The 26,413-nt window shown below is 36.3% G+C and carries 20 protein-coding genes; 8 read left to right on the forward strand and 12 right to left on the reverse strand.

Annotated elements, in window-relative coordinates; all coding sequences use genetic code 11:
• Nucleotides 1-21 precede the first annotated feature (21 nt).
• On the forward strand, nt 22-1,299 hold the full coding sequence (locus BLV64_RS08195; RefSeq protein ID WP_092133901.1) for a replication-associated recombination protein A: 1,278 nt from the start codon (nt 22-24) through the stop codon (nt 1,297-1,299).
• Here the strand turns inward: BLV64_RS08195 and BLV64_RS08200 are convergent.
• From BLV64_RS08200 to BLV64_RS14845, 7 genes are all read right to left on the reverse strand, one after another.
• Nucleotides 1,296-2,120 carry a hypothetical protein gene (locus BLV64_RS08200; protein WP_092133903.1) on the reverse strand — a complete coding sequence of 275 codons (825 nt, stop codon included), beginning with the start codon at nt 2,118-2,120 and terminating at the stop codon, nt 1,296-1,298. The two genes, BLV64_RS08195 and BLV64_RS08200, sit on opposite strands and share 4 nt — an antisense overlap.
• 25 nt (nt 2,121-2,145) lie before the next feature.
• Nucleotides 2,146-2,832 carry a YjjG family noncanonical pyrimidine nucleotidase gene (locus tag BLV64_RS08205; protein ID WP_092133905.1) on the reverse strand — a complete coding sequence of 229 codons (687 nt, stop codon included), beginning with the start codon at nt 2,830-2,832 and terminating at the stop codon, nt 2,146-2,148.
• Nucleotides 2,825-4,123 carry a polysaccharide deacetylase family protein gene (locus BLV64_RS08210; RefSeq protein ID WP_092133907.1) on the reverse strand — a complete coding sequence of 433 codons (1,299 nt, stop codon included), beginning with the start codon at nt 4,121-4,123 and terminating at the stop codon, nt 2,825-2,827. The genes BLV64_RS08205 and BLV64_RS08210 overlap by 8 nt, the downstream gene beginning before the upstream one ends.
• A gap of 105 nt (nt 4,124-4,228) precedes the next feature.
• The gene (gene radC, locus BLV64_RS08215) at nt 4,229-4,927 is read right to left on the reverse strand and encodes a RadC family protein (RefSeq protein ID WP_092133909.1); all 699 of its coding nucleotides are present in this window, start codon (nt 4,925-4,927) and stop codon (nt 4,229-4,231) included.
• Nucleotides 4,928-5,056: 129 nt separating this feature from the next.
• Nucleotides 5,057-6,412, reverse strand: a complete 1,356-nt coding sequence (locus BLV64_RS08220; protein ID WP_092133911.1) for a UDP-N-acetylmuramate--L-alanine ligase — start codon at nt 6,410-6,412, stop codon at nt 5,057-5,059.
• 160 nt (nt 6,413-6,572) lie between these two features.
• Nucleotides 6,573-6,758: a tetratricopeptide repeat protein gene (locus tag BLV64_RS14840; protein WP_317042113.1), complete on the reverse strand. Its 186-nt coding sequence runs from the start codon at nt 6,756-6,758 to the stop codon at nt 6,573-6,575.
• A 9-nt stretch (nt 6,759-6,767) separates the two neighbouring features.
• Nucleotides 6,768-7,379, reverse strand: coding sequence for a tetratricopeptide repeat protein (locus BLV64_RS14845; protein WP_317042112.1), 612 nt, complete (start codon nt 7,377-7,379; stop codon nt 6,768-6,770).
• 322 nt (nt 7,380-7,701) lie between these two features.
• Here BLV64_RS14845 and BLV64_RS08230 point away from each other — a divergent pair, with 322 nt between their 5' ends.
• Nucleotides 7,702-13,788 carry an alpha-2-macroglobulin family protein gene (locus BLV64_RS08230; RefSeq protein WP_092134041.1) on the forward strand — a complete coding sequence of 2,029 codons (6,087 nt, stop codon included), beginning with the start codon at nt 7,702-7,704 and terminating at the stop codon, nt 13,786-13,788.
• Between the two features lie 76 nt (nt 13,789-13,864).
• Here the strand turns inward: BLV64_RS08230 and BLV64_RS08235 are convergent, their stop codons facing one another.
• The 4 genes from BLV64_RS08235 to BLV64_RS08250 form a co-directional block, all read right to left on the reverse strand.
• Nucleotides 13,865-14,590: an SDR family oxidoreductase gene (locus tag BLV64_RS08235; RefSeq protein ID WP_092133913.1), complete on the reverse strand. Its 726-nt coding sequence runs from the start codon at nt 14,588-14,590 to the stop codon at nt 13,865-13,867.
• 76 nt (nt 14,591-14,666) lie between these two features.
• On the reverse strand, nt 14,667-15,194 hold the full coding sequence (locus BLV64_RS08240) for a DUF4136 domain-containing protein (RefSeq protein ID WP_092133915.1): 528 nt from the start codon (nt 15,192-15,194) through the stop codon (nt 14,667-14,669).
• Between the two features lie 147 nt (nt 15,195-15,341).
• Nucleotides 15,342-16,340, reverse strand: coding sequence for a GTPase ObgE (gene obgE, locus BLV64_RS08245; RefSeq protein ID WP_092133917.1), 999 nt, complete (start codon nt 16,338-16,340; stop codon nt 15,342-15,344).
• A gap of 58 nt (nt 16,341-16,398) precedes the next feature.
• Nucleotides 16,399-17,508, reverse strand: coding sequence for an adenylate kinase (locus tag BLV64_RS08250; protein WP_092133919.1), 1,110 nt, complete (start codon nt 17,506-17,508; stop codon nt 16,399-16,401).
• A gap of 186 nt (nt 17,509-17,694) precedes the next feature.
• Here BLV64_RS08250 and BLV64_RS08255 point away from each other — a divergent pair, with 186 nt between their 5' ends.
• From BLV64_RS08255 to BLV64_RS08275, 5 genes are all read left to right on the forward strand, one after another.
• Complete coding sequence (locus tag BLV64_RS08255; RefSeq protein ID WP_092133921.1) at nt 17,695-18,846, forward strand: 5-(carboxyamino)imidazole ribonucleotide synthase; 1,152 nt, start codon at nt 17,695-17,697, stop codon at nt 18,844-18,846.
• 25 nt (nt 18,847-18,871) lie between these two features.
• A complete protein-coding gene (gene purE / locus BLV64_RS08260) occupies nt 18,872-19,357 on the forward strand; it encodes a 5-(carboxyamino)imidazole ribonucleotide mutase (protein WP_092133924.1) in 486 nt (161 codons plus the stop codon).
• 260 nt (nt 19,358-19,617) lie between these two features.
• Entirely contained in the window at nt 19,618-21,651 is a 2,034-nt protein-coding gene (locus BLV64_RS08265) for a M3 family metallopeptidase (protein WP_092133926.1), read from the forward strand.
• Nucleotides 21,652-21,775: 124 nt separating this feature from the next.
• Entirely contained in the window at nt 21,776-22,330 is a 555-nt protein-coding gene (locus BLV64_RS08270) for a sigma-70 family RNA polymerase sigma factor (protein ID WP_092133928.1), read from the forward strand.
• 1 nt (nt 22,331) lies between these two features.
• The gene (locus tag BLV64_RS08275) at nt 22,332-22,613 is read left to right on the forward strand and encodes a hypothetical protein (protein ID WP_092133930.1); all 282 of its coding nucleotides are present in this window, start codon (nt 22,332-22,334) and stop codon (nt 22,611-22,613) included.
• Here the strand turns inward: BLV64_RS08275 and BLV64_RS08280 are convergent.
• Nucleotides 22,584-23,414, reverse strand: a complete 831-nt coding sequence (locus BLV64_RS08280) for a UbiA prenyltransferase family protein (RefSeq protein WP_092133932.1) — start codon at nt 23,412-23,414, stop codon at nt 22,584-22,586. The genes BLV64_RS08275 and BLV64_RS08280 overlap by 30 nt on opposite strands.
• A gap of 120 nt (nt 23,415-23,534) precedes the next feature.
• Here BLV64_RS08280 and gcvP point away from each other — a divergent pair, with 120 nt between their 5' ends.
• Nucleotides 23,535-26,384, forward strand: coding sequence for an aminomethyl-transferring glycine dehydrogenase (gene gcvP, locus BLV64_RS08285; protein WP_092133934.1), 2,850 nt, complete (start codon nt 23,535-23,537; stop codon nt 26,382-26,384).
• The last annotated feature ends 29 nt before the right edge of the window (nt 26,385-26,413 follow it).

Here is a 26,413-nt window from a genome sequence, read left to right on the forward strand (position 1 = left end):
TAAATCCTTTAATTTTACATTATGAATGCACCATTAGCAGAAAGATTACGGCCAAAAACATTATCGGACTATATTAGTCAGCAACATTTGGTGGGCCAAAATGGCTCGTTAACGAGTCAGATAAAACAAGGTTTAATTCCCTCTCTTATATTATGGGGGCCGCCGGGAATTGGTAAAACCACTTTAGCAAATATTATTGCTACCGAGTCCAAACGTCCTTTTTACACGTTGAGTGCTATTAGTTCTGGGGTTAAAGATGTCCGAGATATTATTGAAAAGGCAAAACAAAGTGGTGGTTTATTCACGACTAAAAACCCCATTTTATTTATAGACGAAATACATCGCTTTAGTAAATCGCAACAGGATTCCTTATTACAGGCTGTTGAAAAAGGATGGGTTACTCTTATTGGAGCCACAACAGAAAATCCGAGTTTTGAGGTGATACCCGCTTTATTGTCACGCTGTCAGGTATACATATTAAAACCTTTCGAGAAAAACGATTTAGAGCTGCTTTTAAAGCGCGCCATTACTGAGGATGACATCTTATCTCAGAAAACCATAGAGCTTAAGGAAACTGAAGCTTTATTGCGTCTATCTGGTGGTGATGCTCGAAAATTATTAAATATATTTGAGCTTATAGTTACTGCCGAAGACAAAGACCAGATTACCATTACTAACGACATGGTTTTAGACAAAGTACAAAACAACTCTGTACGCTATGACAAAACCGGTGAACAGCATTACGATATTGTATCGGCTTTTATAAAATCGATTCGCGGTAGTGATCCCAATGCGGCGGTATATTATTTAGCGCGTATGGTAGAAGGTGGTGAAGATGTTAAGTTTATAGCGCGACGCCTTCTAATTTTAGCGAGTGAAGATATTGGAAATGCTAACCCTACCGCTTTAGTTATTGCGAACACAACCTTTCAAGCCGTTTCGACAATAGGTTATCCTGAATCGCGAATTATTTTAAGCCAATGTGCGACTTATCTGGCCTGTTCGCCAAAAAGTAATGCTGCTTATATGGCCATAAATGAAGCCCAGCAATTAGTAAAAAATACCGGAGATTTATCTATACCGCTAGCCATGCGTAATGCACCCACAAAACTCATGAAGGATATTGGTTATGGTGAAGACTATAAATATTCTCATAACTACGAAAATAATTTTGCGCCTCAAGAGTTTTTACCTGAAAATATTAAAAACACCACCTTATACAAACCAGGTAATAATGCTCGAGAAAATGGCCAACGTGAATTTTTAAGAAACCGATGGAAAGAGAAATACGGCTATTAAAACTGAATGTCCATTACTTTAGAAACCATTTCACTGTTGTTTAAAGAAGCGTAAATCCAAACACCATCTTTTTTATATAGAATAGCATTTTTGTCTTTAACCATAAATACATCTTTAAGATCGGTTGGAAAAAGTAATACCACCTCATTAGTTACCGAATTGCTAACCTCATACCCCCTTGACGTTTTCGTTGCTTTAAACACCGTTTCTTTTAAAGGTGTTGTTAAAGTCACCGTATCCTTGGTTCTTTTTACGGTATTGGAAGATTCATTAGACCGTGACTCGGTAACTTCCTTAGCGTCTTTTAAGCTTGTAATCTCTTGTTTAAGGGCTTTAATTTCTTCTTTTATTTTAGTCGATTCACTGACCAATTTAATTTGATTTTCGTCCGGTCTGTAACTATAATTTAAAGCAGCTAAGGACTGCGAAGCGGCTCTTAAAGCTTTATTAAATGCAACATCTCGAAGTTTATCTCTTGAGGTGCCTTCATGAGAGCTAAACTCAATATCTTTCTTACAATTTTCGAGAACTATAATTAAACTAGTTTTAAACATACTAGACCTGTCTATTACTTTCGCGCTTAAGGCTAAGCACCTATTTGACTTGACGTCCTCAGGTAGAATATCACTCTCCATATACGTTAGGAAGTTATATTTCTCAAACAAAAATTTTGTGAGTTCATTAAGCCTAAACTCATTAGGTGTATTCAAAAACTCATAGCGATCTGGCACAATAACATACTTATAATTATTAAGGTTATGTTGAGCATATCCGGAGAAAAGTGCTAAAAATAGGAAAGTAAAAGCGACTAATTTTTTCATAGTATATAATTTGTCATCTACCGTGTTAAAGTAGTGTTTTTAGTTCTAAAAGATGGTTAACTTGTTTGATTTCACCAGTAATTTCTGCCTTGTGATAATTAAAACAGATGGCATCCAACCCAATATTTAAAGCCCCCATAATATCGGCCTCGAAATTATCGCCAATCATGATGCTAGATTCTTTTTTAGCTTGTGCTAAATCTAAAGCATAATAAAACATTTTAGGATTAGGCTTTTTAACACCAACCATTTCAGAATTGGTTACTGTTTTAAAAAAATGCCCGATTTTAGAACGCTCTAATTTACGTTGTTGTGCATCGGCAAAACCGTTGGTAATAATATGTAAATTATATTTTGGTTCAAGATACTCCAAGAGCTCTATTGTGCCATCAAAAATATGATTATGACTGGTTAAATACGTAATATAATCGTCGGCCAGCTTATTAATAACCCTATCGTTAACTGTAACATTAAGCGCATTAAATGTATCGCTTAACCGCCCGTAACGCAAAGCGGCTTTATCTACCTGTTCCTCCCTATATAATTTCCAATATTTAAGGTTTATAGGTTCATAGACACTTATAAAATCCTTTAGATTAAGGGTGATGCCATTCATCTTAAAGATCATCTCAAAAGTCAAGGATGAATTTTTATCGAAATCCCAAAGGGTATGATCTAAATCAAAGAATACATCTGTAATACGCTTACTCATTTGTAGAATCTATTATAATATTAAAAAGTTCTTTGTAGCCTTTCCATCGCTCACTATTGCTAAAGGTGTAATTATGAAATACTGGAACAAACTCTCCATTCACTTTTTTAACTTCAGTAATAATTCGGTTTAAAATCATTTTTTTATCTAAGAGCGAGTGGTGTTTTAAAAGCGCAAAATCTAAAACATGATAGGTATTAATACGCAGTGGTGTTTGTATTTCGTAGTCTAAATCGAAGAAGAAGAAGGGCGTACAAGTTCCTGCTCTAAACCCCACATGATTAATATATCCCATGGTAAAATCTTCCGATATTTCTAATTCGGTTAAGTTGCGATAGGTTTCTGGCAAGTTCAACTTAGAGTACGACTGTCTCGCTGCAGGAATATCCTGATTAATAATACGCTCTAACCGCTCCTTTTCCATTTTCAAGGTGGCTTTACTATCTACTGCAAACAGAGACGATTTAAGGCCTACTTTACAATAGTCACCCACTTGTTTTATTAAAGAAACGAATCCCGTTTTCTGAACACTATTATTTTTATCATAAGTCGAAAAATCGCCGACTAAAAAGAAAAATATAAACTTTTGTTTTACATACTTCTGGCGATTTACAATATACCTAAAGGTATCGTAGGGGTCATTTTTAAACCCTAAAATCACCATATATCTCTTATAAACATCTTTAAATTTAAAGCTAAACAGATCTTTTAGAGTTCCGCCTACAGTGCGCATAATTCCTTTATACTTATAATCGTAAGCCATAGGCACATCGATTACAGGCCTTATACTATACTTGCGATTTTGAAATTGGTAATCTGGAAATTGTGTCTGCACTACCTTTAAAAACTTAAACGCCCAGATATCTACTACCGGTTGCTCTAAAAACTGATGTTTGTAGGCTAAACTTTCTAAGGCTGTAAAACGTCCGAATTCGTCTTTTACATGCGGTAAATACTCTTCGTACCGACTTAATAAATAAAAAGAGGCCGAAAAAATATCGAAAGGCAAAGCACTTTGATCGCTATTGGCAAAAAAACATTTGGTTTCCTCCCAATCACTAACTTTTATATCTAAATCACTTATACCTTGCTCGAACAAAAGATCATGAGACCGCACAAAAATTTCGTTACCTAATGACTGTCTGGTATAAGACATCTTTAAGCTATCGTGAGCGATAAAATCTTCAACCGTGGTTGTAAAATCGACAGGAATACCCAAAATTCGAGTACATATTTGCTTAAATATGTATTTTAATCGCGGTGTTATTTTATGTGTGTAAACTAATAGCATTTAGGGCGATATTCCAGAGGTTAGACATCTTAAGTTCAAAAATACATAACTTAATTTGCAATCAGTCACATGCACCTCATTTTTGTACTAAAATTAGGACTAGCCTTATAAAAGCCCTTCATCTGCAAAACTGAAATATGTTGATTCGGTAATAATTAAATGATCCAAGACTTTAATATCTAAACTTTGAGCTGCCACTTTTAATTTATTGGTTATTTGGGTATCGGCGGTACTAGGTTTTAAAGTTCCCGAAGGATGGTTATGAGCCAACAGTAAACCTGTAGCTCCAACTTCTAAAGCGGTTTTTAATACGAGTCTCACATCGACTAAGGTCCCTGTAATTCCGCCTTTGCTAAGCTGCGATTTCTGAATCACTTTATTAGAGTTATTGAGATAGACAATCCAAAACTCCTCATGAGGCAAATCGCCCAAAATAGGCTGCAGAAGTTCAAAAGCAGAGGCACTAGATGTAATTTTATCACGTTGAAGAGCTTCACCTCCCCTTCGGCGGCGCCCCAGTTCTAAGGCGGCAATAATAGAAATGGCTTTTGCCTCTCCTATCCCTTTAAAAGTCATTAATTGTTTAATCGAGAGTTTTGCTAACTGACTTAAATTATGGTTTGAACTCGCCAATATGCGTTGACATAATGCTACAGCACTTTCGTCGCGATTACCAGAACCAATTAAAATCGCTACCAATTCGGCATCGCTTAACGCGCTTTTACCTTTGTGTAAAAGCTTTTCGCGAGGTCTATCATCGAGAGACCACTGTTTAATAGAAAATGACGAGGACTGTTTTGGCATATAGTAAATCTACATTTTTTTTATTAAACAGCCCCTATCTCTTTACCTACTAATAGTTTAACACAAAAAAAGGTTCACACTTTCAAAACGAAAGCGGTGAACCTTTAGTGTATAATTTATACGTTTGACTTAATTCATTAACGTTTTAACGGTCTCAAAATCCAATCCGCCATAGTTACCAGAACTCATTAGTAATAATGCAGTATGGTCTAGGTTTTGAGAAAACAAATAGGATTTAAAATCTTCAGGATTGGTATAAATAATTAAATCCTCACGATTAAAAGCGTCGGCAATTTGCTGATGAGAAATCGCATCTAGATTTTTAATAGCTAAAGCCTCAGGAGAGTAAAAAACGACAGCTACATCGGCGGCATCTAACGCGCCTTTATATTCTTTAAGGAAATCGGCATTTAAACTACTATACGTATGCAACTCTAAACACGCCACTAGTTTACTATTAGCATATTGCTCCTTTACGGCTTTAGTAGTGGCCTCTACCTTACTTGGTGAGTGGGCAAAATCTTTATAGGCGACACTCGTTTTACCTTCCGCTATTTTTTCAAGGCGTTTACTAGCTCCTTTAAACGTTGCAATGGCCTCGTAAAAATCATCCTCATCAATACCCATATGCTGACAAATCCATTTTGCTCCAGCAAGGTTATTAAGATTATGTTTACCAAAAATTTCTATCGGTAGAGCACCTTCTGGTGTTTCTAAAAGTGTCTCCCCATCTTGCACAGTATATTCTGGGGTTTGGTATCCGATTTTACGAATTGGATTTACGCTAGTCTCGACAACACGTACTACCTCCGCATCTTCAGTATTATAATTTATACTACCGCCATTAACAATACTATCTACAAAAATGCTAAACTGCTCGACGTAATTCTCATAAGTAGGAAACACATTAATATGATCCCACGCAATACCACTAAGCAGCGCGATATTAGGCTTGTATAAGTGAAATTTTGGTCGGCGATCTATAGGTGAACTTAAATACTCATCACCTTCCAAGACTATAAAATCGTTGTCCTCGGTGAGTTTTACCATCACATCAAAACCTTCCAATTGTGCGCCTACCATATAATCGACGTCACGGTCATGATAATGCATGACGTGTAAAATCATAGAGGTAATTGTTGTTTTACCGTGGCTACCACCAATAACAACTCTGGTTTTATGTTTAGACTGCTCGTAAAGAAACTCAGGGTAACTGTAAATTTTAAGTCCGATATCCTGTGCTTTTAACAGCTCAGGATTATCGGCTTTAGCATGCATACCAAGCACAATAGCATCTAGGTTATCAGTAATTTTCTCTGGAAACCAACCACATGCTTCAGGTAACAACCCTTTAGCATCTAATCGCGATTTTGAAGGTTCAAAAATAGCGTCATCACTACCTGTGACCTGATATCCTTTATTATGTAATGCCAATGCTAAGTTGTGCATTGCGCTTCCGCCTATGGCTATAAAATGTACGTTCATGTCCTGATTTTGTAGGCGTAAAGATACTTTTTTTAGGACGAAATTCCGAATGCTTTTTCGCCTGAATTATCAGGACTTTCTAGCTCTCGAAATTTATAAGAATGATAAATTCTGAAACCTTTTGAGGGGCTTTAATTTCACTATAATAAGGCCATAGTCTTTACAAGTTATTTATTTCCTGTTTTTCAGAAGTAAACACAGCTCTATCAGGTAATTCAGAAATGGCTTTATTAATATATTTCAAAGCCTTGCTCTTATCCTTTTGGTGCTTGTAAATTTGTGCCAGACGGTAATAGGCCCATGCTTTTGGTACGCCATCCTGAACACTATACTGCTTTAAATACACTTGCAAACATTAGGCCCCTTTCTCTAACTGTACATTATATTCTGCACAAACCTTTCCCATTTGGTAGTGCAAAGCGTTGCGTTGGTGCTTAATATGCGCGGCTTCCATAACACTAATGGCTTCCTGAGGTCTCCCTTCCTTTTCGTAAAGTGCGATTAACTTATCATAACAGGTCACCGAGCCGCCAACAGAAATAGCTAATTTATAATAAGTCTCAGCCAATTCCGGTACGTTGTCGTACTCGTAAATATAGCCTTTGGCTAGGTAGCCATCTACTGTGGAAAGGGTCTCTAATTCTTGAGCATATTTTAACGATTTACTTTTACTACCTCCTATTATACCGGGCAACTGCATATACAATTCTACCAACGCCCATCGGGTATCGATATGAGTAGGATCCAATTCGGCGGCTTTTAAAAAAGCTGCTTTTACCTCTCCAATAATTCCCAAAGCCCTAATCTTACTTATTGAGAGCGCCTTCATACCTAAGGCACCACCGTATTTATAATGGTAATTTGCATTCTCAGGACCTTCACTTATTAAAAACTTATAGTGTGTTATAGCTGTATCCCATTTACTTTGTTGCGCATTGGCGTCACCATACAACTCTGCAGCTTCCAAGTGCTTTGGATTTTTAGCTACAAAAGGTTCTAGAACCTCAGCTGCCTTTTTATAGTCCTTATTTCAAATAATTGTTTAGCGTCATCAAACGACGATTGCCCAAAAATTAAAATGGGAAAAAGGACTAGAACTAGTAATACTCTCATATTTAATTTAAATTAGAGCTAAAATAATATTCTCATTGGTATTGTTTTTGATTATGGTACAACAATTAAAAGTTACACCCACTAAAACGATAGGTTTACTCATTTAAACTCGGGGTTAACACATTTCTGATTTGTTAACCAAGCGTTTTAGTAAAACTTACTTTAAAATGAATTTTATGAACAAATATATCACCTTATTAATGGTAATTCTTTTTGCTGATTTTTCCTATGCTCAAGATCAAACCTATACCCAATTATGGGATGCTGTAGAACAAGAAGAGATTCAAGGCTTGCCTAAATCGGCTTTAAAAACAGTAGAAGCTATTGAAAATAAAGCCGTCGCAGAGGGTAATGACCCACAAAAGATAAAAGTGCTACTTTTTAAAGCTAAGTTTGCTCTGATTTTAGAAGAAAATGCGCAATTACAGGTCGTAAATGCCTTTAAATCGAAAATTAACGCGAGTACAGCTCCTACTAAAAACCTATTAGAAAACGTATTAGCAAATCTCTACTGGCAGTACTTTCAAGCTCATCGTTATCAGTTTTACCAACGTACAAAAACAAACGAAAAAGTAGACACAGGCGACTTTCGTACTTGGGATTTAACCACACTTATAGAAGAGATACAACTGTATTTTGATCGTTCTTTAGAACAGAAAAACCTACTCCAAAATACTGATTTAAGTGATTACAACGTGTTACTAAGCCAAGAAAAAAGCTCTAAATTATACAGGCCCACACTATTTGATTTTTTAAGCTATAATGCCTTAGATTTTTATAAGGCTTCAGATGCTAGCGTTACTAAACCTGCCGACCATTTTAAAATAGATGACCCAAAATACTTTAGTACCAAACAGCAATTCTCTGCTCTAAGCATTGCAACTTCTGATACACTTTCAGCCCAACGACGTGCTTTAAAGATATACCAAGACCTCATCGCCTTTCATTTAAAAGATGACGACGATACCGCATTAACAGATGTAAATATTAACCGCCTCCACTATGTTAATTCTAATGCTGTTAATCTCGATTCCGACGACCTATTATATAAGGCCCTGAAAAAGGAAATAGAATCCACCAAAGGCACTCCAAGCGAAGCACGCTATAGTTATGAACTCGCACAGTTAGCATTCAAACAAGGGTATCAATACACGCCTCAATCTAATCCTGAATGGCGTTGGCATCTTAAAGCTGCCTTAGAACGGTGTAATCAAGTTATTAAAACCTACCCTAATACCGAAAGTGCCGAACGTTGTGAATATTTAAAACAACGCATTTTAAGTACAAGTCTTAACATACAAACAGAGTCCAACTTACCTATTAATAAAAATGCTAAATTATTAGTTACCTATAAGAACATTCAGCACTTAGAATTTTCAGCTTATGCCCTATCGGAAAAGGAAATCAATCGTTTTAATGACCTTCATAAAACCGAAGAACAAAAGGCTTTTATAAGTAAGTTATCTGCAACAAAAACATGGAATGCACCTTTAATTGATGAAGGCGATTATCAGTCGCACGCTATTGAAATTTTATTGCCAAAATTAGATAATGGTCGCTATTTAATAGTAGGTACCGCGGATAATGACAAGGTAAAAATTGCGCATAGCCTTATTCAAGTTACCAATACCGCTTTTGTAGAATACCAAGACGACGGCTTTAAAGTTTTTCAATTTATAGATCGAAATAACGGCAAGCCACTTAGCCAGGCAAAAGTAACTATTAGCTATGAAGACAAAAGCAAAACACAAACAAAAACAACGGATGCCTTTGGTAAAATACAACTAAAAGACAAAACAAGACGACGTAATAAATTTAATATCGCTGTCACTAACGGGTCAGACAAAGCCGTATTTCAAAACTTATATACGCGTGGGTACTACCATAGAGATATCCCAAAAAAAACAAGCTATAAGTCCTTTATATTTACCGACCGTAGTATATATAGACCTGGGCAAACCGTATTTTTTAAAGGGATTGTTATAGATACTGATCGCAATAGATCGCAAGTGGTTAGCGGTTATAAAACAAGTGCTAAATTGATAGATGTTAACGGTAAAGAACTTAGTGGCTTAGAGCTTATAACAAATGACTACGGATCGATTTCCGGAGAATTTATTCTTCCAAACACAGGATTAACCGGCCCGTTTGCTATTCGCTTACAAGAGAAAAATGAAACGTATGGAATAAATAGTCAAACCTTTTTTAGTGTTGAAGACTATAAACGCCCGAAATTTAAAACGGCTTTTAAACCCATTACTGAAACCCTAAAAATAAACGACAGTGTTACCGTAACAGGAGAAGCCTTAGCTTTTGCTGGAGCTACTATTAGTGATGCTAAAGTCGTATACCGTGTAAAACGACAAGTGCGATACGCACCATGGTTTTACAGATCGCGCTATGCACCGCCGATAGCAGAACAAGAAATCGCTCATGGCGAGACTACAACGAATGGCAAAGGTGAATACAGCATCCCTTTTGTAGCTATTCCAGATCCTAGCGTAGATAAGAAAGGACAACCTGTTTTTAGTTATGAGGTCACTGCCGATGTTACCGATATAAACGGAGAAACTCAAAGCACGACAACCACTATAAACGTAGGGTATCATACTATAACAGCGACACTAAGCAGTCCTAAACAATTGGATAAATCTAACAAAAAACAAAGTCTTCAATTAGCTACAAAAAACCTAAACGGCCAATTTGTATCCGCAACAGGCGTATTAAAAATCTATAAACTTCAGGCACCAAACTATGTTTTAAGACCAAGACCATGGGAGGCGCCAGACTATAAAAACTTTAACAAAGAGGAATTCAAATCGCTTTTTCCATACGAAGCTTATACCGATGAAGACCACAGTGAAAACTGGCAAAAAGGCGCTATAGTTTTTGAAAAAGAGGTAACTACCGACTCCCTAACTACTATTCCCTTAGGTTCTATAAAAGGTTGGGATTCTGGCGCGTATATTATTAGTTTTGAAACGAAAGACCCTTATGGTCTTCATGTTAAAACAGAAGAAAACACAGTGGTTTACAGCAATAAAGATCGTGTTTTAGCGGATAATCAACTCTTTAATGTGACCACCAATAAAACCAGTTATGCTCCAAATGAAGTGGCAGAAATCACTGTCTCGACAGCAGCAGAAGATATAGTTGTTAGTGTTGATATTGAGAAAAATCATAAAATTATAAAATCTTACACCTTACCGCTAAACGCCAACAAGAAAACTATTAGTGTACCTGTAACAGCTAACGATTATGGCGGATTTGTAGTTCATGTAAGTTATGCTGCGTTTAATAGTTTTCACAGTTCATCATTACTTATTAATGTGCCTTATCCAAAATCGGAATTAGAAATAGAAACCCTAACGTTTAGAGACAAGTTACAACCTGGTACCGACGAAACGTGGTCCTTTAAAATAAAAGGCCCTAAAGGAGAACAGGTTGCAGCAGAATTATTGGCAAGCATGTACGACGCATCATTAGACCAATTTAAGCCACAGCAATGGCAGTTTTCACCGTTATATCAACCACAATACTACTCTCAATCCGGACGATCTGCGTATCGTGCATTTTATAACGCCTCATTTTTGGTGCGCTTAAGTCCGTCGTATCAAAATGACCCTAGCACTAAAAATTATGACCGTTTTAATTGGTTTGGATTGCATCTAGGAGAAAGATTTTATAACACTCATTTATATAGAAACAAAGGCATTATCGTTCAGGATGCCGAAATAATGGAGTCTACTGTTTCAAGTGTTCCTATGGAAGAGAAGCTATCTGGGAAAGTTAATGATTTACACGTATCCGGTCAAAAAATTAATACAACAGAAATTGTTTTGCGTGGAGTTAGAGTCATTTCAGGTACCAGTACATCCGACCAAAATATCTCTGATGAAAGGAAAACCTTGTCCAATGTACAGATTAGAAAAAACTTACAAGAAACTGCTTTCTTCTTTCCTCAGTTACAAACGGATAAAGACGGCACTATTAGTTTTAGTTTTACAAGCCCTGAAGCCTTAACACAATGGAAACTACAATTATTAGCACATACTAAATCCTTAGAGAGCGCTACGACATCTTTGGACGCTGTAACCCAAAAAGAGCTCATGGTAATTCCCAATGCACCACGGTTTTTACGTGAAGGGGACCGCATTACTATAAGCACTAAAATTGCCAATCTAACCAATAAACAATTAAGTGGTACCGCCGTGCTTCAGCTGTTTGATGCACTAAGCAATACGTCTATCGATACGCAGCTAAACAACGGTAATAATACCCGTGAATTCACAGTATCCGGAAAAGGAAACACGCAAGCCTCTTGGGAAATAACCATTCCTAAAAACATACAAGCTGTCACCTATAAAGTGATAGCACAATCTGGAAATTATAGCGACGGGGAGCAGAACGTGTTGCCTGTTTTAACCAACCGTATGCTAGTCACGGAATCATTACCGCTATGGGTGAATAGCAACCAGAGTAAAACTTTTATTTTAGATAAATTAAAAAATACGACTTCAGCAACATTAAAACATCATAAATTGACTTTAGAGATTACAAGTAATCCGGCTTGGTATGCAGTTCAAGCACTGCCTTACCTAATGGAATATCCAAACGACAGCAATGAGCAGATATTCTCACAGTATTACGCCAATGCCTTAGCGCATAGCATTGTAACATCGAATCCGAATATACAAGCTGTATTTAACCAATGGAAATCAAAAGATGTCTTATTGAGTAACCTTGAAAAGAATCAAGAACTAAAATCTATTCTCATTGAAGAAACCCCATGGTTACGTGATGCAGAAAGTGAAAGCGAACAAAAAAAACGTATCGCTATGCTGTTTGACTTTAACACCATGTCTAATCATTTAGCAAAAGCGGCACACAAATTAGAAAACAATCAATTGGACTCTGGTGCCTGGTCTTGGATTGGTCAATACCGAGAAAACAGATTTATTACGCAACATATTATTTCAGGTTTTGGTCATCTTAAAACCCTAGGTGTAGACACGGCAAACCAAACTGAAATGATTTCAAAAGCAATAGCTTATTTAGATGCGCAATTTGTAAAAGAGTATAAAGACTTAACGAAATATAGTGACAAGGTGGACTTAACTAAAGACCACTTAAGCTACAGCCAGATACACTACTTATATATGCGTAGCTTTTTTACCGACATCAAAACATCAAAGGAAGTCCGTGACATCATGAGTTATTACCAATCTCAAATTAACTCTTATTGGTTACAGCGTTCTTTATATGCTAAAGGGATGATGGCATTAATCTCCAACAGACAAGGAGATCAAAATACCGCGAAGCGCATTTTAAAATCGCTAAAAGAACATAGCATCACCTCTGAAGAGTTAGGCATGTATTGGAAAGAAAACACAAGTTCATGGCGTTGGTATGAAGCTCCTATTGAAACCCAAGCTTTGCTTATTGAAGCCTTTTCGGAAATAGAAGCTCCATCAGACCAAAAAACAATGACAATAGACCATCTAAAAATGTGGTTACTTAAAAATAAACAAACCACAAATTGGAAAACTACCAAAGCAACTACAAATGCCGTTTATGCCTTATTATTACAAGGTAGCGATTGGTTAAGCGTTTCTGACGGTGTTGATGTAACGCTAGGCGGGGAAACAATTACCCCAGAAACTCTAGACGGTGTTTCCATAGAAGCCGGAACAGGCTATTATAAAACAAGTTGGAATACAACAGAAATAACACCAGAGATGGCGGAAGTCACCCTTTCCAAAAAAGGAAAAGGTAGTGCTTGGGGTAGTGTTTATTGGCAATATTTTGAGGATTTAGATGCCATTACATTTGCTGAAACCCCATTACAGTTAAAGAAAAAGCTGTTTAAAAAAACACAAACGGACACTGGTGAGTTACTGACAGATCTTTCTAAAAACACCATACTACACATAGGTGACATTATTCGCGTGCGTATTGAATTAAGAAGTGACCGTACTATGGAATTTGTGCACATGAAAGATATGCGTGCTGCAGGATTAGAACCTGTTAATGTATTATCACAGTACAAATATCAAGACGGATTAGGCTATTACGAAGCAACTAAAGACGCATCAACTAATTTCTTTTTTGATTACCTACCTAAAGGCGTTTATGTTTTTGAATATGATTTACGCGTTAATAATGCTGGTGAAATGAGTAATGGTGTTACAACAATTCAAAGTCTATATGCTCCTGAATTTACAAGCCATAGTGAAGGTCTAAGAATAACTGCAGAAGACTAATTTATAAACAGGATTAAAACACAAAAAAGAGGCTTTTAAAGCCTCTTTTTTATTTAACCGTTTTAAGAATCATAACCTACTTTGACGGTGGCATTGACGGTCGTACTTCGATTTTACTCGGTAAGGTTCTTGGATTCATTTTTAACAAATCGGTTACTAGCTCTCCTATATCTTCACTTTGAATCTTCCAAGCATCTTCTTCATTTGGTGTGTGACCGTTAAAATGTGTTGCTACCGATCCTGGCATAATCGTACTCACTTTGATACCGTGCTGACGTAAATCTAACATCACCGCTTGAGTAAATCCTGTAACTCCAAACTTACTAGCATTATATGCCGAACCGTTTGCGAAGAAATTCTCTCCTGCCAAACTTGAAATCGTTAAATAATAACCTTTGGTTTTCTTTAGTGAATTCACACTCGCTTTAATAGAATTAAAAACACCTGTAAGGTTTGTATCAATTGTGTCTTGCCATTGTTTTTCGGTAATATCTTCAATGTTCCCAAAGTGTCCAATACCAGCATTCGCTATCATAACATCCAATTGTCCGAAAACATCTTCCACGGCATTTACGGCTTCTTGCTGACTTTTAAGGTTTCGTACATCGGCTTGAAACCCTATAGCTTTAGCTTCTGTTTTAGTGTTTTCGTTTAATCGCTTAGCAGCGTCTTGAGCAGATTCTAAAGTGCGACTCGTAATGGCTACATTTACCCCTTCTTGCAATAAACGTTCTGCAATACCATATCCTATACCTTTTGTACCTCCAGTTATTAAGGCTACTTTATTTTTTAATGTTGTCATTGTAAATTTGTTTTACTCAAAATTACAAAAAAGACGACGGTTTAAAGCATTCTAAAAGTTATGAAAATGATAAAGTTTATTTATTTGGTTTGGGTGGATACTGGGTAAATATTTTATCGGTAAGCGTTCGGAAATGAGATTCTCGTTGTTCTGGAGTCGCTTTAGGGTTAAAATTACTTTCTGCTTTACCTTGCCAAAATAAACCCATTTTTGATTCGTCTACAAACTCTATCAATACATTTTGATTCACTTTATGTTGTCCGACAGGAATACCTATAGAGATCCCACCGCCTACTCCTCGACTTCCACCACCAAGTCCGACTCCAACATTATTTCGCGATGCTTCTTGATGTTGTGACGTTTTAAAATCGATTAAAAAATCGGGGGTTTCAGAAAGGGACAACCCTTTATTAGACAAACTTGTATTTATGGCACTAATCAAACGTTTTTCGTCTAACTCACTCAAGCCAGATGCAATATTCGAAAAATAATTATAGGTTTTATAATCTGAAAACACTGCAGTTTTCTCATAATCTGAAGTCACACGAACTGGACTACAAGCCGTCATGACTATACAAAGTAGTACGAGTTTAATATATTTCATAGTCTAATAATTTTAATAAATATAATTAATTCCTTTTTATCCCTTCACCTAAATCAAATAAAGAATCCTATAATACGATTACTACAAACAAAAAATGCCAGCTAAAAATAAATTTTAAGCTGGCACATTTATAAACACTAAGGTGTTTTATTTATTAAGCATCGCCCAGAGCTTATCTTTTAATTCTGTAAGCCCTTGCTGTGCTACCGAAGAAATAAATAAGTATGGAATAGGCAGTTCCTTATCCAGTTGTACTTTAAGTTCTGCTTGCAATTCGTCGTCCAGCATATCACATTTAGAAATCGCTACAACGCGTTCTTTATCTAACATTTCCGGATTGTAACGACGAAGTTCATCTAATAGAATATCATATTGTTCTTTAATATCTTTTGCATCCGCAGGAATTAAAAATAATAGTATAGAGTTACGTTCAATATGACGTAAAAAGTAATACCCTAACCCTTTTCCTTCGGCAGCTCCTTCGATAATTCCAGGGATATCGGCCATTACAAAAGTTTGGAAATCACGGTATTTTACGATTCCTAGATTCGGTTTTAGCGTTGTAAACTCATAATCTGCAATTTTTGGTTTCGCAGAAGTCACCACTGATAAAAGCGTTGATTTCCCGGCATTAGGGAATCCGACTAAACCAACATCAGCAAGCACTTTAAGCTCCAACGTTATTTCCTTTTCTTCTAAAGGAATACCTGGTTGCGCATAACGTGGCGTTTGGTTGGTAGAGGTTTTAAAGTGCCAGTTTCCTAAGCCCCCTTTTCCACCTTCAGCAACAATAATTTCCTCACCATCTTCGGTGATTTCAAAAAGAATCTCATTAGTTTCTGTATCTCTTACAACAGTCCCTAAAGGCACTTCTACGTACACATCCTCTCCATCAGATCCACTACTACGGCTTTTACTACCGTGTTCACCGTGCCCTGCACGAATATGTCGTTTATATTTAAGGTGTAATAATGTCCAAAGATTAGAGTTTCCACGCATTATTACGTGTCCTCCTCGACCTCCATCTCCTCCATCTGGTCCTCCTTTTGTAATGTATTTTTCACGATGTAAATGCGTCGATCCTTTCCCTCCGTTTCCAGAAGTTACGTGCATTTTTACGTAATCTACAAAATTTCCTTCAGTCATTGTATTAGTTTGTATTAAGCGTATGTATTAAAGAACTATTCAAATATAGAATAGGCACTTATAAGGTATCAATTACTGCGCTTAAACGCTTAGTAATAGATGTGATAGAACCCTCTCCATCAACACCAAAATACTTATCTTGTGCTGTGTAATAACCTTTTAATACGGCTGTTTTATTATAATATTGTTTAATTCTATTTCTAATAATACCTTCATCGGCATCATCAGGGCGTCCGCTAGTTTCTCCGCGACCTAATAAACGTTTTACAAGAACCTCATCTTCTACTTCTAATGCAATCATAGCATTAATTTGTGAATCTTTAGCACTCATAAGCTCATCTAAAGCTTCTGCCTGTGCTGTTGTTCTTGGAAAACCGTCGAAAATAAACCCTTTTGCTCCGGCATTTTTTTCGACTTCTTTATTTAGCATATCAATAGTTACTTGGTCCGGAACTAACTCTCCTTTATCCATAAAAGATTTAGCTAAAACACCTAAAGCCGTTTCATTTTTTATATTAGAACGAAAAACATCCCCTGTAGAAATATGTACTAGGTTGTATTTGTCTTTTAAATAATCCGCTTGTGTGCCTTTGCCTGCTCCTGGAGGGCCAAATAATACGATATTTGTCATATGTTGTGTTGTTTTTAATTGGTATATTTCTGGTAAATTTCGTCCCAATCCGTCGTAGTCTAAACCATAGCCCACAATAAATTTATTCGGAATTTTAATACCGATATAATGAAGTTTAAAATCTTTTTTATATGCTTCAGGTTTGTAAAAAAGAGTTGCAATAAGGAGTTGTTTTACATTCTCATTTTTAAAAATCCTGTGTATTTCGTGTAATGTATTCCCTGAATCTATAATATCTTCAATGATAACAACCGTACGTCCTGTTAAATCCTGGGTTAATCCTATTAAACGCTGAATATCGTCTGTAGACTTTACCCCTTCATAAGATGCTAGTTTTATAAACGTGACCTCACAAGGTTTTGGATATTTTTTCACAAAATCACTTACGACCATAAATGAACCATTTAAAACACCTACAAAAACAGGAATTTCATCTTTAAGATCGCTTGCAACTTCGTGTACTAAACGTGTTATAGCTTCCTCAATTTCTTGTGCAGATATAAATGGTTTAAAGTATTTGTCGTGGAGCTTTATCATAAGGTTGTTTTTACGAAAGTTGCAAAGATAAGGATTTGCACAACGATATGCGATTTTGAACTCATTTTTTAGAGCCTATTTTCATATTTAAATGTATTTTTGTAGCAAATATCTTGATAATTATAAGCGAAATGCATAGTTTATCGCTTTTACTTATAGATTGACGTCTTTTAATAAACAAAAACAATGAATTACTTTTCTTCAGATTTTAAATTAGGAATACTTGGTGGTGGTCAGCTTGATAAAATGCTACTGAATGAAACTCGCAAATTCGACATTCAAACCTATGTTATCGATCCGAGTGCAGAAGCACCTAGTAAAATTGCTTGTAATAAGTTCTTTCAAGGTGATTTAATGGATTTCGACACGGTTTACAATTTTGGAAAGCAAGTTGATGTTTTGACTTTTGAGATTGAAAATGTAAATGTAGATGCATTAGAGAAATTAGAACGCGAAGGCGTAAAAGTTTACCCGTCATCTAAAAATCTACGCACCATTCAAAATAAAGCTACTCAGAAATTATTTTATTTAGACCACAATTTACCAACCTCAACATTTTCTCGCTTTGCCTATGCTTCCGAAATTGAAGACGCTATTGCTAATGGCGGACTAAAATGCCCGTTTGTTTGGAAAAGCACTCAATTTGGTTATGATGGTACTGGTGTTAAAATAGTACGATCACTTCAAGATTTAGAACATCTTCCTAAAGGCGAATGCATTGCTGAAGAACTGGTTGATTTTAAAACCGAATTAGCGGTTATTGTAGCTAGAAACACCTCTGGAGAGGTTAAAACCTACCCCGTAGTAGAAATGGAGTTTCACCCTGAAGCGAACCAAGTCGAATACGTAATTTGTCCTGCACGACTACCAGAAGCTATTGCTAAAAAAGCACAGGATGTCGCTTTAGCTGTATCTAAAGCCTATAATCATGTTGGCCTATTGGCTGTAGAATTATTTCTCACTAAAGACGACAAGATATTAATTAACGAAGTAGCGCCGAGACCTCACAATTCAGGTCATCAAACTATTGAAGCCAGTTATACCTCACAGTTTGAACAACACTTACGTGCGATTTTAAACTTACCCTTAGGGGAAACAAAAAGTAAGCTAGGTGGGATTATGGTTAACTTAGTTGGTGCCGAAAATTATACGGGCGATGTTATTTACGAAAACATAGAGGCTATTATGAAAATGGAAGGGGTAACCCCTCACATTTACGGTAAGAAGCAAACCCGACCATTCCGAAAGATGGGGCACGTAACCATTGTTAATGAAAATTTAAATACTGCACGAGAAGTTGCAGAAAAAGTAAAAAATACGATTAGAGTAATTAGCTAATCACAATATATAAAACAGAAAAAAAATGAGTAAAGTAGCCGTAATCATGGGGAGCAATAGTGATCTTCCTGTAATGCAAGATGCCATAGACATTTTAAAGGAATTTGAGATAGAAGTAGAAGTCGATATTGTCTCTGCACACCGTACTCCAGAAAAACTATTTGATTTTAGTAAAAACGCACATTCACGTGGTGTTTCTGTTATTATTGCTGGCGCTGGTGGTGCTGCTCATTTACCTGGAATGGTAGCTTCCTTGTCTCCATTACCCATTATTGGAGTACCTGTAAAAAGTAGCAACTCTATTGATGGTTGGGACTCTGTATTATCCATATTACAAATGCCTGGAGGCGTACCTGTTGCTACAGTAGCTTTAAACGGTGCAAAAAATGCGGGAATTTTGGCAGCTCAAATTATTGGAAGCCATGATAAGCTTGTTTTAGACAAAATTATAGCCTACAAAGAAGGCTTAAAACAAAAGGTAGAAGATGCTGCTAAAGCAGTCCAACAATAATATAAAAAAGCTCTAATTTCAGGGCTTTTTTTACACGCTTAAACGGCGGAATAGAGCGATGAGAATTCTACTAACGCTATGAAAATTGAAAGCATAAAAAAAAGCCTCAGAATAATCTGAGGCTTTTCATCGCTATTAATCAATAATTTTTAAGTGAGTAACCAGCTCACGGGAAAAAATCAATTGCAAATGTAATAATAATTTAAAGTTATTTGTATAAAAAAATATTTTTTTAACACTTTTTTATAATATCCATACTTATGAACATTCTTTTATCCCCTTTTAATACAAAATACAATACGGCTCCGTTTTCAAAAATTGAAACTCAAGATTTTAAACCGGCCATCATTTCTTTGATAGAAGATACTAAAAAAGAAATTGACGCTATTGTAAATAATCCGGAATCACCAACCTTTAAAAACACAATAGAAGCTTTAGAATATAGCGGTCAACAGTTAGAGCGTGCAACAAGTATTTTCTTTAACTTAAATGCTGCAGAAACAAACGACGACATACAGAAAATTGCACAAGAGCTCTCTCCTATCCTATCAGAATTCGGAAATGACATCACCTTAAACGACGCTTTATTTAAACGTGTAAAATCGGTATATGACAGTAAAGACAGCTTAGAACTGACTACCGAACAACGCACACTATTAGATAAAAAATATAAAAGTTTTTCTAGAAACGGAGCTAATTTAAACGAGGCTGACAAACTAAAACTTCGAGATATAGACAAGAAATTAGCACAGCTAAAATTACAGTTTGGAGAACATGTTTTGGCTGAAACTAATAACTACCAAATGGTAATTACCGATGAGAATGATTTATCGGGCTTACCAGAAGGCGCTAGAGAAGCAGCAAAACAACTGGCTGAAAGCAAAGGTATTGAAGGTTGGGTCTTTACCTTAGACTACCCAAGCTATATACCGTTTATGACCTATGCCGATAACCGCAAACTAAGAGAAGAGCTATCTAAAGCATCGGGAAGCAAAGCATTTAAAGGTGATGCTTTAGACAACCAACAAACCGTATTAGATATTGCTAATTTACGCTACCAACGCGCTCAACTTTTAGGCTACAAAACACACGCTCATTTTGTTTTGGAAGAGCGCATGGCAGAAACCCCAGAAAAGGTAGAGTCGTTTTTAAATGAACTATTAGAAAAAGCAAAGCCTGCAGCTGAAAAAGAATTTAAAAACCTGGAGCAGTTTGCCAAAGAATTAGACGGGATTTCTAGATTAGAAAAATGGGATTCGGCCTACTACTCTGAAAAATTAAAACAAAAGCTTTTTGATTTAGATGACGAAAAATTAAAACCCTTTTTTAAATTAGAAAACGTTATAAACGGTGTTTTTACGATAGCTAAAAAATTATTTGGTTTAGAATTCGAAAAAATAGACAGCATAGACACCTATCACGAAGACGTATTAACGTATAAGGTTACCGACGAAAACGATAATTTAGTATCTATTTTTTATGCCGATTTTTTCCCGAGATCAGGGAAAAGAAATGGCGCTTGGATGACCTCATACAAGTCACAATACATCCAAAATAACACGAACGAAAGACCACATGTTTCTAATGTATGTAACTTTACAAAACCTACAAAAAGCAAACCCTCGCTATTAACGTTTAACGAAGTCACTACCTTGTTTCACGAGTTTGGTCACGCGCTGCACGGCATGCTAGCAAACACCACGTACCCGAGTTTATCTGGAACAAGTGTGTATTGGGATTTCGTAGAGTTACCTAGCCAAGTACTAGAAAATTGGTGTTATGAAAAAGAAGCTCTCGAGCTGTTCGCTACGCATTATGAAACCGGAGAGGTTATACCTATGGAGTTAATTCAAAAGATTAAAGCGTCTTCGACGTTTCACGAAGGGATGCAAACCCTAAGACAGCTTAGTTTTGGATTATTAGATATGGCTTGGCATGGTACCGATCCCTCGGAAATAACAGATGTTAAAAGCTATGAAAGTGAAGCATTTAAAAACACAGAATTATACCCAGACATTAAAGAGAATTGTATGAGTACCGCATTTTCTCACATTTTTCAAGGTGGTTACTCGTCGGGTTACTACAGTTACAAATGGGCAGAAGTTTTAGACGCGGACGCTTTTGATTATTTTAAGCAACACGGTATCTTTAGCAAGGAAATTGCTACAAAATTTAAAGATCATGTTTTATCTCAAGGGGGAACCGAAAACCCAATGGTACTTTATAAGCGATTTAGAGGTCAAGAACCACAACCGGAAGCACTATTAAAACGTGCCGGATTATTACCAAAATAATATTTATTTTTAAGACTATTAAAAAGACAGACTGTTAGAGTCTGTCTTTTTTTGTTCACTCTAGATTTACACATCCCCATAACAAAGAAAAAATACGTATTTTTGAATAAACGAAATTCAAACTATGCCAACGCACAAAATAGATCCTAATCAATGGATTAATTTGTATTCTGATTATCTTTTTAACTATACTATTTCTAGAGTTAATGATAGAGATATGGCGAAAGACATCGTATCCGACACTTTTTTGGCAGGTTTAAAATCGATGAAAAATTTTAAAGGAGAAGCTTCCGAACGCACCTGGTTAATTTCGATATTAAAACGAAAAATTATTGATTATTATCGTAAAACAAACTCTATTAAAGGCCAAGCTGAAGTGCGCATGCAATACAATAATAACACCGAACTTGAAGGTGATTGGATAGAAGAACGCGTAGCAGATCCTTTTGAAAAAAACGCCGAAGACGCCATGGAAAACACAGAATTGGCTTCGGCAATACAAAGTTGTTTAAAGAAACTCCCGAAAAAGCAAGCAGCGGTTTTTGAAATGAAAACCATTTTAGAATATGAAACAGAAACAATTTGTAATGAATTGAATATCACTGCGTCTAACTTATGGGTAATAATCCATCGGGCACGACTCGCTATGGCTCAATGCTTAGAAAAAAACTGGTTTTAACATGCGTAAAAAGAACTTTTTATTAATGCCTTGTAAAGAGGCTGGTATAGTATGCGATAAGGTGCAATACAACGAAGCCACTACTTGGGAGAAAGTAAAAATGAAACTTCATTTATTAATGTGTACTCTTTGTCGTAAACACACAAAAAACAACCTTAAACTCACACAACTTATTAGCACTTATAAAGCAGAAAATCACCATCAGCTGGATGAGCAAACCAAAACAGAGCTTAAAACTGTTTTCGAAAAAGAGCTAACTAAATACAGTAAGAAACAACCATAATAAAGGTATACCTTCAACCCAAAACGCACTGTAATACGGACTGTTATTCGTTTTGGAAAACAAAATAAAACCTGCGGTACACAATGACACAACTGCCAAAATCATAAAATCTTCTCCTCCCCCATTAGTTTTCATAGATTCTAAAAACAGAAAAAGCATCAGCAATAGCAGTCCTAATATTTTGGTTTGCTTAATCCCGATTTTTTGAGGGATTGTCGCCAATTTAAAATTATCTAATGCCAGGTCTCGTATTTCAAAAGGAAGCATTAAAGCGATAACAAAAACAAAACGCTGAACACCTGTTATTATCACATCGGCATTAATAGCGCTTTCATTATTTAACACCGGTAAAACCACAGTTACTCCCACCCATACCAAACCGATGATATATACTTTTAAACCACTAATATCTCTTAGATTATGATTACTATCTAAATAATACCGTTTGGGCAAAATAGGAATCGCATATAGAAAAGTAACAACTGCAAATACGGAGATATATAACAGTGTTTTAAGTTCTAACAGCAACATAAAATAGCACATAAATAAAAAACAGACTAAAGAAAAAAGCTGAATTACTTTTAACCAATTAGATAAACTGCGGTAGTGCCATTTTGCTATTCCGTAAAATTTAACAAAATTATAACCCGTAATAGTAGCAAAAAAAACAAAGCATAAGAGGTTAAATCCTCCATCTATTCTAAATTCATTTTGAGTAATACTAGTTAAAGAAACCGCAGCTAATGCTACGTGAACACTACTATTAAGGTAGAAATTAAAAAGCTGCTTTATCACGTTCATCTCACAAAGTTACAGAAACTGTTAATAAACTTACACTTTGGTTAAAAACTTTCACGCTATTAACTTATTAAACCTTAATATTTCAGTATTTTTGCATGATTAAATTTCAACACTACTATAATGAATACAAACTCTTTTGCACTACGCCATATTGGTCCTAGAGAGGACGACCAAAAGCTAATGCTAAAATCCCTGGGTCTTGACTCGATGGAGCAACTCATTTATGAAACTGTCCCAGACGATATCAGATTAAAAAAAGAATTAGATTTAGATGTAGCTATGAGTGAGTTTGAATACTCATCTCATATTAATGAGCTCTCTAAATTAAACAGTATTTATAAAACATACATTGGTTTAGGATACCACCCTACTATTTTACCTGCAGTAATACAGCGTAATATTTTAGAAAACCCGGGATGGTATACCGCTTACACGCCATATCAAGCAGAAATCGCACAGGGCCGTTTAGAAGCGCTTCTAAATTTCCAAACTATGATTAGCGATTTAACGGGTATGGAACTGGCTAATGCTTCTCTTTTAGATGAAAGTACTGCCGCTGCAGAAGCCATGAGTTTATTATTTGCTGTTAGAGACCGCGACCAAAAGAAAAACAAAGTCAATAAGTTCTTTGTTTCAGATGCTATTCTACCACAGACTTTATCATTATTACAAACACGTTCTACTCCAATCGGCATTGAACTTGTAATTGGTGATGAATCAACATTCGATTTTTCTACGGAATACTTTGGAGCTATTCTTCAGTACCCAGGTAAAGACGGACAAATTACAGACATCAAGTCTTTTATTGAAAAAGCGAATGCCGCTAATATTAAGGTTGCTGTAGCAGCCGATATTTTAAGTCTAGTAAAACTAGAAGCTCCAGGTGCTTTAGGTGCCGATGTTGTCGTAGGAACTACACAACGATTTGGTATCCCTATGGGTTACGGGGGACCTCACGCAGCTTATTTTGCAACAAAAGACGCTTACAAACGTGATATTCCAGGACGTATTATTGGTGTAACCAAAGACGCTAACGGAAACCGCGCCTTACGTATGGCGCTTCAAACGAGAGAGCAACATATTAAACGTGATCGTGCAACTTCTAATATTTGTACTGCACAGGTATTACTAGCCGTTATGGCAGGTATGTATGCTGTGTATCACGGACCAAAAGGTTTAACTCATATTGCTAATGGTGTGCATAACGCAACTTCAACCTTAGCCAATGCGATTACCAAATTAGGTTTAAAACAAAAAAACAGCTCATTCTTCGACACCTTACAAGTTGAAGCTCATGCTGAAAAGGTAAAAGCTGTAGCCGAGAAAAATAAAGTTAACTTCTTTTACCCAGACGCTAACACTGTAACGATTTCTTTAAACGAAACGACACGTCTTTCTGATTTAAATGAAATTATTGCGATTTTAGCTGAAGCTGAAAATAAAACAGCATTTACTATTGAAGCTATTGAAGCTTCTAATTCAATTCCTGAAGCACTACAACGTGAAACAGAATTTTTAACTCTTGATGTATTTAATTCACACCATTCGGAAACGGAATTAATGCGTTACATTAAAAAGTTAGAACGCAAAGATTTATCGTTAAATCACTCTATGATTTCTCTAGGGTCTTGTACGATGAAACTGAATGCTGCAGCCGAAATGTTACCAATTAGTTCACCTAACTGGGGAGCTATTCACCCTTTTGTGCCTGTAGAGCAAGCTGAAGGATACCATGTAGTATTAAAAAAATTAGAAGACCAATTAACTGAAATCACAGGTTTTGCAGGTACATCTTTACAACCAAACTCAGGAGCTCAAGGTGAGTATGCTGGCTTAATGGTAATTAAGGCGTATCACGAATCTCGTGGAGAACACCATAGAAACATTTGTTTAATTCCATCTTCTGCTCATGGTACAAACCCTGCAAGTGCAGTTATGGCAGGAATGAAAGTAGTGGTTACGAAAGCTACTGAAGAGGGTAATATCGATGTGGAAGACTTACGCCAGAAAGCAGAGTTACATAAAGACAACTTATCTGCTTTAATGGTAACCTACCCTTCTACTCATGGTGTATACGAATCAGCAATTAAGGAAATCACTAAAATTGTTCATGATAACGGCGGACAAGTTTACATGGATGGTGCGAATATGAATGCTCAGGTTGGTTTAACTAACCCAGGTAATATTGGAGCCGATGTATGTCACTTAAACCTACACAAAACATTCGCTATTCCTCACGGTGGTGGTGGGCCAGGTGTTGGACCAATTTGTGTAGCAGAGCAATTAGTGCCATTTTTACCTTCAAATCCAATAATAAAAACTGGAGGAGACAAAGCGATAACAGCGATCTCTTCTGCACCATTTGGTTCGGCTTTAGTATGCTTAATTTCTTATGGTTATATTAGAATGTTAGGTGTTAAAGGTATTAAGAAATCAACAGAAGTTGCTATTTTAAATGCCAACTACATTAAGCAACGTTTACAAGGTGCTTTCGAAACTTTATACTCTGGAGAACGCGGCCGTGCAGCTCATGAAATGATTATTGACTGTAGACCATTTAAAGCTAATGGTATTGAAGTTACCGATATCGCTAAACGTTTAATGGATTATGGTTTTCACTCCCCAACAGTATCATTCCCTGTTGCAGGAACCATGATGATTGAACCAACAGAAAGTGAAAGCAAGCAAGAAATGGATCGCTTTTGTGATGCTATGATTTCAATTAAAAATGAAATTGATACCGTAACTAAAGAAGAAACTAATAACGTCTTAAAAAATGCACCGCATACTTTAGATATGGTCACTAGCGACGAGTGGTTGTTTCCATACTCTCGTGAAAAAGCAGCATTCCCGATGGATTATGTACGAGACAATAAATTCTGGCCAACTGTGCGTCGTGTAGATGATGCCTATGGTGATAGAAATTTAATCTGTACTTGTGCACCAATCGAGGAGTACATGGACGCTTAATACATGGAATAATCCATTAATCACAATAA

Origin of the sequence: Bizionia paragorgiae (genome assembly GCF_900107625.1) — a bacterium.
Classification (GTDB): Bacteria; Bacteroidota; Bacteroidia; order Flavobacteriales; family Flavobacteriaceae; genus Bizionia; species Bizionia paragorgiae.

Excerpts from the sequence above, each read along its gene's own strand:
- BLV64_RS08195 (WP_092133901.1), top strand. The coding sequence starts at position 22 with ATGAATGCACCATTAGCAGAAAGATTACGGCCAAAAACATTATCGGAC.
- BLV64_RS08200 (WP_092133903.1), bottom strand. The coding sequence starts at position 2,120 with ATGAAAAAATTAGTCGCTTTTACTTTCCTATTTTTAGCACTTTTCTCC.
- BLV64_RS08205 (WP_092133905.1), bottom strand. The coding sequence starts at position 2,832 with ATGAGTAAGCGTATTACAGATGTATTCTTTGATTTAGATCATACCCTT.
- BLV64_RS08210 (WP_092133907.1), bottom strand. The coding sequence starts at position 4,123 with ATGCTATTAGTTTACACACATAAAATAACACCGCGATTAAAATACATA.
- radC (WP_092133909.1), bottom strand. The coding sequence starts at position 4,927 with ATGCCAAAACAGTCCTCGTCATTTTCTATTAAACAGTGGTCTCTCGAT.
- BLV64_RS08220 (WP_092133911.1), bottom strand. The coding sequence starts at position 6,412 with ATGAACGTACATTTTATAGCCATAGGCGGAAGCGCAATGCACAACTTA.
- BLV64_RS08230 (WP_092134041.1), top strand. The coding sequence starts at position 7,702 with ATGAACAAATATATCACCTTATTAATGGTAATTCTTTTTGCTGATTTT.
- BLV64_RS08235 (WP_092133913.1), bottom strand. The coding sequence starts at position 14,590 with ATGACAACATTAAAAAATAAAGTAGCCTTAATAACTGGAGGTACAAAA.
- BLV64_RS08240 (WP_092133915.1), bottom strand. The coding sequence starts at position 15,194 with ATGAAATATATTAAACTCGTACTACTTTGTATAGTCATGACGGCTTGT.
- obgE (WP_092133917.1), bottom strand. The coding sequence starts at position 16,340 with ATGACTGAAGGAAATTTTGTAGATTACGTAAAAATGCACGTAACTTCT.
- BLV64_RS08250 (WP_092133919.1), bottom strand. The coding sequence starts at position 17,508 with ATGATAAAGCTCCACGACAAATACTTTAAACCATTTATATCTGCACAA.
- BLV64_RS08255 (WP_092133921.1), top strand. The coding sequence starts at position 17,695 with ATGAATTACTTTTCTTCAGATTTTAAATTAGGAATACTTGGTGGTGGT.
- purE (WP_092133924.1), top strand. The coding sequence starts at position 18,872 with ATGAGTAAAGTAGCCGTAATCATGGGGAGCAATAGTGATCTTCCTGTA.
- BLV64_RS08265 (WP_092133926.1), top strand. The coding sequence starts at position 19,618 with ATGAACATTCTTTTATCCCCTTTTAATACAAAATACAATACGGCTCCG.
- BLV64_RS08270 (WP_092133928.1), top strand. The coding sequence starts at position 21,776 with ATGCCAACGCACAAAATAGATCCTAATCAATGGATTAATTTGTATTCT.
- BLV64_RS08275 (WP_092133930.1), top strand. The coding sequence starts at position 22,332 with ATGCGTAAAAAGAACTTTTTATTAATGCCTTGTAAAGAGGCTGGTATA.
- BLV64_RS08280 (WP_092133932.1), bottom strand. The coding sequence starts at position 23,414 with ATGAACGTGATAAAGCAGCTTTTTAATTTCTACCTTAATAGTAGTGTT.
- gcvP (WP_092133934.1), top strand. The coding sequence starts at position 23,535 with ATGAATACAAACTCTTTTGCACTACGCCATATTGGTCCTAGAGAGGAC.